The following is a 13,344-nucleotide window of genomic DNA, read 5'->3' as shown; positions in this document are numbered from 1 at the left end:
TTGAGCAAAATCAGATCATCAGCAGGCGCCAGACACCGGAAATGAGCAGCAAGACAATACCAATGGGTGTCAGGACCTTCCAGCATAAAAACATCAATTGATCGACCCGGAGGCGTGGCAGCGTCCAGCGGACCCACATCTGCACCATAATCGCTGCAAGGGCTTTGGTCAGCAGCCAGAACGCACCGGTCAGGTTGCCCCAAACGGTCCCCGGTGAACCACTTGTCCAGTCGGCCAGCCGTACCGGCCCGATGTTTGGCAAAGGCGTATTCCAGCTGCCCAGAAACAAAATGGCTCCCAGAAAAGCGACCAGCAGCATCATGGCATATTCGCTCAGGAAAAGCAGTGCAAACCGCATGCCAGAATACTCGGTATTGAAACCGGCGACAATCTCCGATTCGCCTTCGGGTAAATCGAAAGGCGCCCGGTTGGCTTCGGCCAGGGTGGCGATAAAGAAAATCACGTAGGCAATCAGCAGAAAGGGATTCCGGAGGATGTTCCAGCTAAAAATACCGCCCCAGTCCGTAACGTCGATCCCGAGGGCCCGTATGCCGAACAGATAGTTGGGCTCGTAGGTATAAATGCCCTGCTGAAAGCTGATTTCCTGTAAGTTAAGCGACTGGCAAATCATCACCACACACAAAATCGTCAGGCCCAGCGGGATTTCGTACGATACAATCTGCGCTACCGACCGCATGGCGCCCAGCAGCGAATATTTGTTGTTGGAGCCCCAGCCCGCCATCAGAATACCGACCACATCGAAGGAGACAATGGCCATCAGGTAAAAAACACCGACCGCCGTAGCCGATCCCTGTAGATCGGGCGTGAGCGGCATCACCGCAAAACCCGCAAATACAGAGGCAAAAATGACAGAAGGGGCGAGGAGAAACAGTTTGCGGTCGGCGGCCGCCGGCACAATATCTTCTTTCTGGAGGAGTTTGAGCAAGTCAGCAAATAGCTGCAGCAACCCCCATTTCCCCACTTCCATCGGGCCCAGGCGATCCTGAATGAACGCCGATATTTTTCGTTCAAGGTAAACCCCGACGACAACAAAGCCGGATGAAAGTGCCAGAAAGATCGGTAATGCCAGCAAAATGGTAAAAGGTAAATGAATGTATATACGTAGAGACAAGGCAGGCCTTGTCTCTACAATAATCATATTCGTTATGCGGTGAATCGGTTAAAATTCAGCCGATTTAGGCGTCCGCGGGAACGGAATAACATCGCGGATGTTGCCCATGCCGGTTACGAACAGCACCAGGCGTTCGAAGCCAAGGCCAAAGCCGGCGTGTGGCGCGGTGCCGAAACGGCGCGTATCCAGATACCACCAGATCGCTTCCGGCTCGATTCCTACTTCTTCCATACGGGTAACCAGCTTGTCGAGGTTTTCTTCCCGCTGCGAACCACCGATGATTTCACCGATGCCCGGGAAGAGCACGTCCATCGCCCGGACGGTCGGGCCGAACACCTCGCCACGGGCGTTGGTCGCCGGTTCTTCGTCCTGCTTCATGTAGAACGCTTTGATCGCGCGCGGATAGTTGGTCAGGATAACCGGCTTTTTGAAGTGTTTCTCAACCAGGTAACGCTCATGTTCCGACTGCAGGTCGATGCCCCACGCCACCTCATACTGAAACTGGCCTTTTTTCGCCGGCTTCGAGTTCAGGAGAATGTCGATGGCATCCGTATATTTCAGGCGAACAAAGTCATTATCAACCACAAAACGCAGCTTTTCGATCAGCGTCATGTCGCTTTGTTCTTCCTTTTTCTTATTCTTTTCTTCTTCTTTCAAGCGGTTTTCGAGGAAGGCCAGGTCATCGGCGCAGTGGTCAAGCGCATACCGGATGACGGTCTTTACGAAATCTTCGGCCAGATTCATATTGTCTTCCAGCTCGAAGAAGGCCATTTCCGGCTCGATCATCCAGAACTCCGCCAGGTGGCGGGTGGTGTTTGAGTTTTCGGCGCGGAATGTGGGTCCGAACGTATAGATTTTACCCAAAGCCATGGCTCCTAATTCGCCTTCGAGCTGCCCCGACACGGTCAGGTTGGTCTCGCGGCCAAAGAAGTCCTGGCTGTAATCGACCTTGCCGTCTTCGGTCCGTGGCGGATTGATCGGGTCCAGCGTCGTTACGCGGAACATCTCACCGGCCCCTTCGGCATCCGAAGCAGTAACGATAGGCGTATTGAGGTAATAAAATCCGTTGTCGTTGAAATACTTATGAACGGCAAACGCCAGGGCATGGCGAATCCGCAGGATGGCGCTGAACGTATTCGTCCGCGGACGCAGGTGAGCAATCTCGCGCAGGAATTCCAGTGAGTGTTTTTTGGGCTGCAGCGGGTATTTCTCAGGGTCGGCGGTTCCGTAAACCGTTACGTTAACTACCTTTACCTCAACGGCCTGTCCTGAGCCCAACGACTCAATCAGATTGCCTTCCACTGCGAGGCAGGAACCAGTTGTAATCAGTTTCAGCGTTTCTTCTGATAACTGACCTGGTTCTGCTACAGCCTGAATATTGTGGATCGTTGAGCCGTCATTGATCGCAATGAAAACGGCGTTTTTACTTTCACGTTTGGTCCGTACCCAACCTTTTACGGTAACCGTCTGGCTGGCTGGTGCTGTTTGCAGTAATTGTTTAATTGGCAGATAACTCATTCGGAATGACTTACGGATTGATTTTCGTGGCGCAAAGATAACGCTCTCAACCGGATTTTACAGGTTTAAATGAAAAGTGATGCGGGGAGGGGGATTTAAAAAAGCAGTGGCACGACATTGTGCCGTGCCACCACTAAAAGAAAGTCTGACCACTCAGCAATCCGGAAATTAATATCCCGGATTCTGAACGAGTTGCTTGTTTGTATCAATTTCGCGCTGCGGAATCGGCATCACAAGGTTGTTGGCATTGTAGGCAACAGTACCAACGCGGCCGGCGGTACGCTTGACATCGTGAATCTGCTGTCCTTCAAAAGCCAGTTCGAGGTGGCGTTCTTTCAGGATAGCATCCAGCGTCAGCTGAGCCGTGGTCAGCGCCGGTAAACCAGCCCGTGTCCGGATGGCGTTGATATCGGCCAGCGGCGTAGCGCCGGTAGAGGTGCCGAGGCGGAAATTCGCCTCGGCCCGTATCAGATACATTTCAGACACACGGATGACCGGCACATCGCCAAACTGATCATTGTGCTTGCTGGTAAACGTGTTGTTGCTGGCGCGGTTAAAAAATGTTCCCCGCACATCACCCGTTGTATACAGGGCCAGGTGCTTTGACTGTACCCGCACGTCGCCGCGCCCCTGATTAAGCGATGAGGCGTAGAATGTATTCAGGTCATTGGCGCCATCCTGCTCCGACACCAGAATCTTGAAAATCAGTTCCGATCCCGATGTGGCATCGTCAAAAATTTTCTCGAAGTCGGTGTTGAGTGCATTCGCGCCGGTCTGAATCACCCGGTTCGCTGCATCGCGTGCACCGGCATAGTTCGCCTGTTGCAGGTAAACGCGGGCCAGTTGGGCGGCGGCGGCATTTTTGGTGGCGTAACCGCTGCCCGCGCTGTTGCTTAAGCCCTGCTCTGCTTTCGTCAGGTCGGCAATAATCTGGGTATACACTTCCGCAACGGTATTACGGGGCTTGTAGTCGGCGGTTGTAATATCGCGGGTTGGCGTCAGAATGAGCGGTACACCCGGGTTGGCGGTATTGGTGCCGTCGTTCCACTGTTTGGCAAACAGCCGGACCAGCTCAAAATAGAGGCTGCTCCGGATAAACAGTGCCTGCCCCTCGATGCTGGCGCGGTTTGCCGCCCCGACTTTATCCAGACCGGCCAGTACGTTGTTGGCGCGGTTGATGGTGTTGTAAGCGCTAAGCCAGATGTCCCGGACAACGGTATTCGACGGCGTGATGGTTTTCCGCCAGATTTCATCGAGTGTTGCGTACGTACCCCCGAAAACGACTTCACGGTCGTCGCCCAGAAACTCGCCTGAATACTGAATGGCACCGCCATACAGGTTTACACTGCTAAGACCGTCGTAGGCACCTTGCAGGGTAATCTGCACATCCTGTTCGGTCAGCAACGCATTGGTTTCTTCAATGGTTTGCGTTGGCTTTACGTCAAGGCGGCTATCGCAGGCAGTAACCATGAATAAGGTTGTGCCGGCCAGTAACCATATTTTTATGCTATTTTTCATGATCTCCAAGTCGTTGATGGTTTAGAATCCGATAGTTACCCCACCTGTAATGGTCCGTGCCTGGGGCGCCGTGTAGAAGTCATAGCCTTGTGCGATGTTCGATACCACATCATCGGCATTTACTTCCGGATCCCAGCCTACATACTTCGTAAAGGTCAACAGGTTCTGGCCGGTTACGAAAAGGCGGGCGCTGTTCATTTTAATCTTGCTCAGCAGGGCCTTCGGTACGTTATACGCCAGAGTCACGTTCCGCAACCGCACGTAGGAACCGTCAACGACAAAGCGGCTTGACGGCTGGGCACCGTTGTTGTAGAACAAACGGGCTTCCGGTACGTTTGTATTCGGGTTTTCCTTTGTCCAGGCGGCCAGCTGATTAACCGTCTGATTATCTTCGAATCGGCCGTTTGCCGATGAGTAGCGGCCCACCCCATAGAAGTTGATCTTGTTGCCGACTACGGCATTAAAAAACACGCTCAGGTCAAAGCCTTTGAAACTGAAAGTGTTGGTAATACCGCCCTGCCATTTCGGCATCGGGTTACCAACGACAACGCGTTGTGCCTGGCTGTAGACGTTGGTTGTAGACCGGTCCAGTGACCCATCGGTGTTCTGTGTGTTCTTATACCAGAGAGCGTCACCGTTGGCCGGATCAACACCGGCATACTCAGCGGTGTAGAAAACGCCCAGTGGCTGGCCTTCAACCGCGCGGCTCATGTTGTTGAGGCCGCCTTCAATAATCTGCCCCTGCAGGTCCTTAATCTTGTTGCGGTTTGCTGCGAAGTTGAGGCTGGTTTTCCATTTAAACTCGCCAACGATGTTGTCGGTGTTGATAACCACTTCAACGCCCTTATTTTCCAGTTTACCCACGTTACGGAACTGCGTTGCAAAACCGGATGTACCCGGCACGTTTACGTTCAGCAAGAGGCCGGTTGTTTGCTTGTTGTAGTAATCCAGCTCACCGTTGATGCGGTTGTTCAGGATACCAAAATCAAGACCGATGTCGGCCTGGTCGGTTGTTTCCCAGCTCAGGCCTGGGTTGGCCAGCTGTGATGGGCGCTGGCCCGGTAAAGCACCGTAGCTGGCATCACCGATGAACAGACCCAGTTGCGGGAAGTTACCGATTTCGGCGTTCCCGGTCCGGCCGTAGCTGGCCCGTAGTTTCAGGAAGCTGAACGTTCCGTTGTTTTTCAGGAAATCTTCTTCGGTAATTACCCAGCCTACTGACGCTGCCGGGAAGAAACCATAGCGGTTTTCACGACCGAAACGCGACGAACCATCCACACGCGCGCTCACACCTACCAGATAACGGTCGGCAAATTTATAGTTGGCGCGGGCGAAGTAAGACAGGAAGCGGTAGTCCGTTTGAGTTGAGCTACCTGATGAATATTTCGCGGCGCTGGCAATCATCCGGTAGGCGTCCGACGGGAAGTCGCGGCCCTCGATAAAGTTGGTTTTGCTTTGCGATTGCTGGTATGACAAGCCAAGCGTACCGTCGATTACACTTTTGCCAAACGACTTATTATAGCTGAAGAAATTGTTGGTGTTGTAGTTTTCAACCCGGACGTAGCGGTTGCGGCCCACGCCTTGTGGTGCGCCAAAGTTCCGCTGTGTTTTGCTGTTGTAGTACAGTTCTTCCTGCTGGTTCAGTACATCGACACCCAGTTCGGTACGGAATGACAGGCCCCGTGCGATTTCCAGCTGACCGTAAATGCTGCTGATATTCCGGTAAACGGTTGTGTTGTAATAAGCGTTTCCGATGTTAATCAGCGGGTTATAATACACCGGGATGCTAAGGTCGCCCGGAGGGGTTCCTACCGGTAAGCCCGTTGCCGGATCGGTCGACGGCGTCATTGGCGGCAGGGCCACCATCTGCATCGGGTTATCGAACTGGCGGTCGCCCGAAATCCGCTTGTTCAGCGTACGGCTGTTACCGGTGTTAAATCCAATCCGGAATTTGTCAGATACGCGGTGGTCAAGGTTAATCCGGCCCGACATCCGGCCAAGCTGGTTTCCGACCAGAATCCCTTTCTGATCCAGGATCTGGCCCGAGATATAGAATGATGTTTTTTCGTTACCACCGTTCAGGTTCAGGTCATACTGCTGGAAAGGCGCATCCTGATAGGCCAGATCACCCCAGTTGGTGCTCACCTGATTGGCGGTGCCGAATGTGCCGAGGCTCTGGGCTTCGAAGAAACTCTTCATGTACGAAGTATACGAATCCGGATCGTTTACGTCAAGGCTCTCGATGCGGTCAGAGTTACCGGCTGCTTTCAGGTAGAAGTCAACGTACTGCTGCGTATTCAGGAACGCCAGCTTCCGGCTTGGCGTGCTGGCACCGTACTGCGCACCGAATGTCACGTTTGTACGACCGGCTTTACCACGTTTGGTTGTAATCAGTACCACACCGTTGGCGGCCCGTGAACCATAAATGGCGGCGGCAGAGGCATCTTTCAGGATCTCGATCGACTCAATATCCTGCGGGTTAATGTCCGACAACGGGTTGGTTGCACCGTCAGACAGCGCCAGGTTGTCGGTCGTTACCGGAATACCGTCGATGACATATAACGGTTGGTTTGAGGCCGATACAGAAGACTGGCCACGCACACGGATCTGGATGCCCTGACCCAGTTTACCCGATCCGGCGTTGACCTGCACCCCGGCCGCTTTGCCCTGAATAGCCTGGTCAAACGTGGCCACCGGCATGTCCTGAATCTCGGATGTCCGGACTTTAGCGATATTACCTGTTACATCGCGTTTGATCTGCGAACCGAAACCGGTCACGATCACTTCCGACAGGTTGCGGACATTCGTCGCCAGTTTCACATCAATGGTTGTGCGGGCACCAACAACCTCTTCGGCAGTCGTAAACCCGATAAAGCTGAAGACAAGGGTTGATGTAGAGGAAACAGCGATCCGGTAATTACCCGAAGCGTCGGTAACAACTCCCCGTGACTGCCCTTTTACTGCTACTGAAACGCCGGGTAAACTGCTGCCGTCTTCTGCCGATGTAACACGGCCTGAAACAGTTTGATTTTGGGCAAAAGCCACCGAAGTAATCAGCCACGCAGTGATGATGAAGTAGAATCGTAAAGTAACTCTCATCTTTACACGTGATTTTTAGGTTAAAAATTCGGGTAAAAATAGGGTCGAATTTTAATAAATAATTAATCTATAGTATTATTCTGTTTTTATTACAGTAATTACTTAATAATGTTAAATAAAATTATTGTTTTAACAATAGTTGAAGGGCTTAGTAGTGAAGTAATTACGACAAAATAAAGGGTAAATTTATTTGTATACCTTATTGATCAATACGTTTATAAAAATCATCCCTGAATGTATCTCCGATCGGGATAATTGCCTTGCCGATATAAATCCGGTTTCGTTCAATTGAATCAATCCTTTTTAGGGCGATAATATAGGATTTATGCACCCGCATAAATTGTTCCGGCGGTAGCTTTTCATCCATACTTTTCATGGTTTGCAGGGCCAGAATCCGTTCGGTTGTGGTGTATATTGACAGGTAATCTTTTAATCCTTCTATATAGAGAATATCGGGTAAATTTACCCGCTGTAGTTTATACTCGGTTTTGACAAATATAAAATCAGGTGTTGTTGCCGGAGTTCTGGAAATAAGCGTATCCGGAGTGGCAGGGGAGGCTGCCGGATCACCGGCTGGGTCCGCCTTTTGCCAGGCTTTCTGAACGGCCTTCAGAAAGCGGTCAAACGAAATTGGTTTCAACAGATAATCGACCACATTGTATTCATAGCCTTCAAGGGCGTAGTCTGTATACGCTGTAGTCAGGATAATCCGGCATGTATGTGAAGTAAGGCCGCTCTCAGCGAGCTTCAGAAACTGCATACCGGTCAGCTCCGGCATCTGAATGTCGAGCAGAATCAGGTCGACCTCATTGCGTTGCAGGCGGGTCAGGGCGTCAATCGGACTGGTAGTGGCACCGACCAGGGTCAGGAAAGGCACTTTGGACACATAATCGGTGAGAATCATGTGTGCCAGGGGCTCATCATCCACAATCAGCGTACGTAGCGGGTTGGCCATTGTTTTCAGAGTCAAAGTTGAATGGTAAGATGACAAACGTAGGATCCGTTTTCATCATTAATCTGTAAGGTATGCCGGTTTGGGTACAGCAAAGCTAATCGCCGCTGCACATTTTGCAAACCAATACCACCAACCGCGTCTTTTTGCCGCTGCGACTTCTTGTTTTTGGTGATGAATGTCAATTGGCCTTGTTTAACCGAGAGCAGAATTGTGAGCGGCTGACTGGCATTGGTCAGGTCACCGTGTTTAAAGGCATTCTCCACAAACGTAATCAGCAACAGCGGTTCAATACGATACAGGTCGAGGTTACCTTCTGTCTGAACATGTACCTGCGCATTCGCTACGCGGATTTTTTCCAGATCAATCAGGTTAGTGAGGTATTTTACTTCTTTCGACAGGGCTACTTTCTGCGACTGGCCATCGGGACTGCTGCTCTCGTAGAGCATATACCGCATCAGCCCGGATAATTTAAGGATAGCTTCCGGTGCCTCCGGCGATTTGGTATAGGCAAGGGCGTAGATGTTGTTGAGTGTATTGAACAGAAAGTGCGGATTAACCTGCGATTTCAGAAAAGCGAGTTCGGCCGTGTTGCGTTCGGAGACCAGGCTGCTGCGTTCGATCTGGTAGGTAAACCAGTCTTCCACCAGTTTGACCAGCCAGCCCAGGCCAATTGTAGGCAACGCAAAATACAGATTGTCTTGTATATAATAAGCTAATGTTGTCCCGTCGGCGTAGTTCCGGGCGTTGAAAAGCAATGGCGAAATGATCTCCTCCAGCGAGTAGCGGACGGCGATAAAACTTAGGCCGGCCAGTAAGGTGCCCGCCAGGATGGCCACGTATTTCCGGGTAGGCAGGAACCGGTTCAGGACCCATACATGGTAGATATAGACACTGATCCAGCGCGCAAGCGTGAACGTGATGGTAAAATAGGAAAGTCGGCCCGGGCTGCTGGCAATGGTGAACAACTGCACAAAAAAAGCCAGCAGGTATAAGCTGTTGCGGATGAAGTTGGCCGATAACCGTGGAAAGGCGAGGTTCATGACTGTCGGAGTTTGCTGCAAACTTAACCGCAGGGAATACCCGTGCCAACAATCTTCGACAAACGCCCTGGTTTGTCCGACAAACCCGAAAGGCGGCAGGGGCTTATCCGGAAGTCCGTTCATCGGGACAGAAACAGGCTGGACGAGGTGTTTAGGGCGTTTGTCGAATGGATGCGGCAAGGGCATTTTCAACGCTGCAAATTTGAACCGTCGTTCAGAGCAGAATCGCTGGATGCCGGCACGAAGAAAAAAAATAAAAAAAAATGTGCAGGCGTGCAACCTGCGCTCAGAAAGCCTGCATCTACCCATCAGAAAACGACAAATACAAATCATAAACTCACAAAAAGCCATGAAAACGTTCTCAACCCTTTCGTTCGCAATTGCTGCTTTTGCCACTTCTATGGCTGCTGCCCAGACACCTTCAGACAGCACAAAAACTACCACCACGAGCTCAACGACGGTAACCACCATTACGATTGATACCAAAGCCGACCGTGTTGTGAAACGGGTAACGAAAGACTTCGGTCTGTATATCGGTTTCAATAACTGGAATTCGGCCGCACCGCTCAACTATGACCTCCGTACCGGCGGTTCCCGCTTTGTAGCCTTGTCATGGCGCCGGAACATCACGCTGGTGCAGGGGAAAAACGCTAAGCTGCGGTTGGGGATCGGACCAGAGATCGCCTGGAATAACTTTATGTTTGAAGACAACAAGGTGCTGGTAGAACGTAATAATGTCTTAGACGTAATTCCGGCTGTGCAACCGCTCCGTAAATCAAAACTGGTTGTTACGCAGGTAAACGTACCGGCCGTGCTGAATGTCCGTTTCTCGTCTGGCTTCTGGTTTGGTGCCGGTGCCTACATCGGAACGCGTGTTGATAGCTATACATCGCTGAAACCGGAAGAAACGGATGGCCGTAAAAACCGCGCGATCCGCGATCATGGTTCATACAACCTGAGTCCTGTCCGCTGGGGGGTAACCGGCGAAATCGGCTGGAACAAAGGCAGTGCCTTCTTCTTCCGCTATGAGCCGTCTCCGCTGTTCCGCGCCGGACAAGGCCCTGACTTAAATGTCTGGAGTGCCGGCCTGCGCCTGTAATCCCCTCGTAGAGACGCAAGATGTTGCGTCTCATTTCTGGGCCAGCCGATTTCTGTAATTAACCGTCTGATTCGGGCTAACCTAACGGTTTGATGAGACGCAAGATGTTGCGTCTCTACGGGGATTTTTGCGATTTAGTCGCTTGTTTTTGCGGGTTCATGCAACGTTTGGTTGTGGCCCTGCATCTTTAAAAAGAACTTTACATCGTCGTTAAGCACGTTTTGACGCTTTCCCCCCGACAGAACCAGTCATCCTTTCGAATCGACCATTCGTGTAAGAAAAGGTACTATGCAATGCAAACTACCTAACTTTGCAATGTAGTTCAACGGGGACAATAACCTGCCTGAGCAGTAACAACAACAACAGCTTGAACAGCAACAACACTGAATCTGAATCGTAGACAACAAATTTCTTAACACGATGAAAACGTTTATTACCTCCACATTTATTGCCGCTTTGCTTGCCACCACCACCTGGGCTCAGAACCCTGTTCGGGGTACTGTCCGTGGTACAGTCGTCGACGGTGCCGGTAAAGGACTGGAGTTTGTTACCATGATGCTGGTGAAGGCGAAAGACTCGACGCTGGTAAAAGGGGCGGTCAGCGATGTATCTGGTAAGTATGACTTCGAGAGTATCGGAGCCGGTCAGTACCGCGTATTGGCGCAGCAACTTGGCTTCCGTAAAACATATAGCGAAGCCTTTACGCTTGACCAGAATCATCCGTTTGCCGAACTGCCGGCCTTAGCGATGCTGGAGGAATCTAAAAACCTGAACGAAGTAAAAATAACGGCGAAAAAGCCGTTTATCGAGCAGGAAATCGACCGCACGGTAGTAAACGTAGAAAACAGCATCGTGTCGAGCGGCAGCACAGCGCTCGAAGTGCTGGAAAAAGCCCCGGGGGTAACCATCGACCGGCAAACCGATCAGCTGCAACTAAAAGGTAAATCAGGCGTGATTGTTATGATTGACGGCAAGCAAACCTATCTGTCGTCGGCTGATGTCGCTAACCTGCTGAAAAACACGCCAAGCGATAACATTGAGAAGATTGAGATCATCACAAACCCATCTTCAAAATATGATGCGGCGGGTAATGTCGGGATCATCAATATCCGGATGAAAAAGAATAAAAACTTCGGTACGAATGGAACACTGACTCTTGGTGCCGGTTATGGCCGCTTCGAAAAAGCCAATACTAACCTGAGCCTGAACCACCGCGTTGGCAAAATTAACGCCTTTGGCAACTATAGCTATTTCCACAACCGTCGTTTCCAGATGAACGAGATTTACCGGACCATTCCGAATGGTACGTCGCTGACTTATTTTGAGCAGAATTCGTATCGTCCGAACCGGTTTGACGGGCATAACGTACGGGCCGGTCTCGATTATTTCGTGAGTAAAAAAAGCACGATTGGTTTCCTGACCACGGGCTTTATCAACGACTGGCAGCAACTGAATGCCTTCAATTATACAACGATTAAGGATGCCAACGGCAATATTACCCTGAAACCGACTACGAATGTCGGGGTGAAGAACAAATGGAGCAACCTGACCGGCAACGTAAACTATAAGTACGATTTCGATGGTAAAGGCCGTGAGCTGACCGCCGATATGGACTATTCCTACTTCGATGGCGATTCGTATAACAACCTGAGCACTACCTATCAGGATGCCAAAGGGAATACGGTTCGTCCCGCAGAAATTGTGCGGAACATCATGCCGTCTGCCATTAACATCTGGGCGTTTAAGTCAGATTACGTACACCCGATGGCTAAGGGCGGAAAGTTTGAAGCCGGTGTCAAAAGCAGCTATGTATCGTCTGACAATAATATGAGCTACGACGATTTCGTCGATGGCCGCTGGGTACCGAATGCCGGTCAGTCTAACCAGTTTATTTATACCGAGAAGATTAATGCGGTCTATACGAACTATTCCGGCAAGATTGACAAACGGACCACGTTCCAGGCGGGTGTGCGGGTCGAAAACACGCAATCGCGGGGGAACTCGGTCACGCTGAATAAAGTGGTTGACCGGTCCTATACCAATCTGTTCCCTACCGTGTTCCTGTCGCGTCAGCTGGACACCAACAACGTTCTGAACCTGTCGTACAGCCGCCGGATCGACCGTCCGAATTACCAGAACCTGAATCCGTTCCGGTTCTATCTGGACCCGTATACCTACAAGGAAGGAAATCCGTACCTGCGTCCGCAGTTCACCAACTCGTTCCAGCTGACACACGTATATAAGGGAGCGTTCTCGACTTCATTAGGCTACAGCCGGACAACAGATGTGATTGTAGATGAAGTACCGGGCCAGATTGCCGAAAAAAATATCACATACGTAATCACGGACAATTTAGCGACCCAGGACAACGTTAACCTGACAATCAGCTTCCCGGTTCGGGTCAATAAGTGGTGGACGATGCAGAACAACGTAACGGCCTATTACAACAGATTTAACTCGCCGTATTTAGGTGCGCAGTACAATGTGTCGTTTGTTGCCTATAACCTGTACACTTCAAACTCCTTTGTACTGGGTAAGGGCTTTACCGCAGAGCTGTCAGGATGGTATAACTCGCCGGGTGTGTATGGTTTCTACCGCTACCAGCCCCAAGGCGCCTTCAGCATGGGTGTGCAGAAATCAGTACTCAACAAGAAAGGTACGCTGAAAGTAAACATTAACGACCCGCTGTGGCTGAACCGTTTCAATGGTATTGCGCAGTATCAGGATATTAATTTCCGGGTGAAAGCGGGTTGGGAAAGCCGGATTGTGCGGGCCACTTTTACGTACCGTTTCGGTAACCAGAATGTGAAAGGAGCGCGTCAGCGTCAGTCAGCGACATCGGCCGAACAAAGCCGCGCGGGAGGAAATAATTAGCGATTGGGTGAATGAGTGAGTGAGCGGATTTTAAAGATAAATACCACTCACTCACTCATTCGCACAATCACTCAATAGATATTAGTTTAGGTTAAGAAAATGTGCCGGA

At 50.9% G+C, this 13,344-nt stretch carries 8 protein-coding genes; 2 read left to right on the top strand and 6 right to left on the bottom strand.

Going from position 1 to position 13,344, the window contains the following annotated elements:
* Positions 1 to 10: 10 nt before the first annotated feature.
* The 6 genes from BLX24_RS07615 to BLX24_RS07590 all read right to left on the bottom strand — a co-directional run bounded on the left by BLX24_RS07615 (position 11) and on the right by BLX24_RS07590 (position 9,448).
* Positions 11 to 1,093, bottom strand: a complete 1,083-nt coding sequence (locus tag BLX24_RS07615; RefSeq protein ID WP_071502520.1) for a complex I subunit 1/NuoH family protein — start codon at positions 1,091 to 1,093, stop codon at positions 11 to 13.
* 87 nt (positions 1,094 to 1,180) lie between these two features.
* On the bottom strand, positions 1,181 to 2,650 hold the full coding sequence (gene asnS / locus BLX24_RS07610; protein ID WP_071502519.1) for an asparagine--tRNA ligase: 1,470 nt from the start codon (positions 2,648 to 2,650) through the stop codon (positions 1,181 to 1,183).
* A gap of 168 nt (positions 2,651 to 2,818) precedes the next feature.
* Positions 2,819 to 4,168 carry a RagB/SusD family nutrient uptake outer membrane protein gene (locus BLX24_RS07605; RefSeq protein WP_071502518.1) on the bottom strand — a complete coding sequence of 450 codons (1,350 nt, stop codon included), beginning with the start codon at positions 4,166 to 4,168 and terminating at the stop codon, positions 2,819 to 2,821.
* A gap of 21 nt (positions 4,169 to 4,189) precedes the next feature.
* Complete coding sequence (locus tag BLX24_RS07600) at positions 4,190 to 7,267, bottom strand: SusC/RagA family TonB-linked outer membrane protein (protein ID WP_071502517.1); 3,078 nt, start codon at positions 7,265 to 7,267, stop codon at positions 4,190 to 4,192.
* Positions 7,268 to 7,466: 199 nt separating this feature from the next.
* A complete protein-coding gene (locus tag BLX24_RS07595; RefSeq protein WP_071502516.1) occupies positions 7,467 to 8,222 on the bottom strand; it encodes a LytR/AlgR family response regulator transcription factor in 756 nt (251 codons plus the stop codon).
* 11 nt (positions 8,223 to 8,233) lie between these two features.
* Positions 8,234 to 9,448, bottom strand: coding sequence for a sensor histidine kinase (locus BLX24_RS07590; protein WP_229201733.1), 1,215 nt, complete (start codon positions 9,446 to 9,448; stop codon positions 8,234 to 8,236).
* 163 nt (positions 9,449 to 9,611) lie between these two features.
* Here BLX24_RS07590 and BLX24_RS32635 point away from each other — a divergent pair, with 163 nt between their 5' ends.
* Entirely contained in the window at positions 9,612 to 10,361 is a 750-nt protein-coding gene (locus tag BLX24_RS32635) for an outer membrane beta-barrel protein (RefSeq protein WP_071502514.1), read from the top strand.
* A gap of 420 nt (positions 10,362 to 10,781) precedes the next feature.
* Positions 10,782 to 13,235 (top strand): outer membrane beta-barrel family protein, encoded by a 2,454-nt coding sequence (locus BLX24_RS07580; protein ID WP_071502513.1) that lies wholly within the window; start codon positions 10,782 to 10,784, stop codon positions 13,233 to 13,235.
* The last annotated feature ends 109 nt before the right edge of the window (positions 13,236 to 13,344 follow it).

The organism is Arsenicibacter rosenii (genome assembly GCF_001870735.1).
GTDB lineage: Bacteria > Bacteroidota > Bacteroidia > Cytophagales > Spirosomataceae > Arsenicibacter > Arsenicibacter rosenii.
This window is presented reverse-complemented; position numbering and strand designations above follow the sequence as displayed.

Excerpts from the sequence above, each read along its gene's own strand:
- BLX24_RS07600 (WP_071502517.1), bottom strand. The coding sequence starts at position 7,267 with ATGAGAGTTACTTTACGATTCTACTTCATCATCACTGCGTGGCTGATT.
- asnS (WP_071502519.1), bottom strand. The coding sequence starts at position 2,650 with ATGAGTTATCTGCCAATTAAACAATTACTGCAAACAGCACCAGCCAGC.
- BLX24_RS32635 (WP_071502514.1), top strand. The coding sequence starts at position 9,612 with ATGAAAACGTTCTCAACCCTTTCGTTCGCAATTGCTGCTTTTGCCACT.
- BLX24_RS07580 (WP_071502513.1), top strand. The coding sequence starts at position 10,782 with ATGAAAACGTTTATTACCTCCACATTTATTGCCGCTTTGCTTGCCACC.
- BLX24_RS07590 (WP_229201733.1), bottom strand. The coding sequence starts at position 9,448 with ATGCCCTTGCCGCATCCATTCGACAAACGCCCTAAACACCTCGTCCAG.
- BLX24_RS07595 (WP_071502516.1), bottom strand. The coding sequence starts at position 8,222 with ATGGCCAACCCGCTACGTACGCTGATTGTGGATGATGAGCCCCTGGCA.
- BLX24_RS07605 (WP_071502518.1), bottom strand. The coding sequence starts at position 4,168 with ATGAAAAATAGCATAAAAATATGGTTACTGGCCGGCACAACCTTATTC.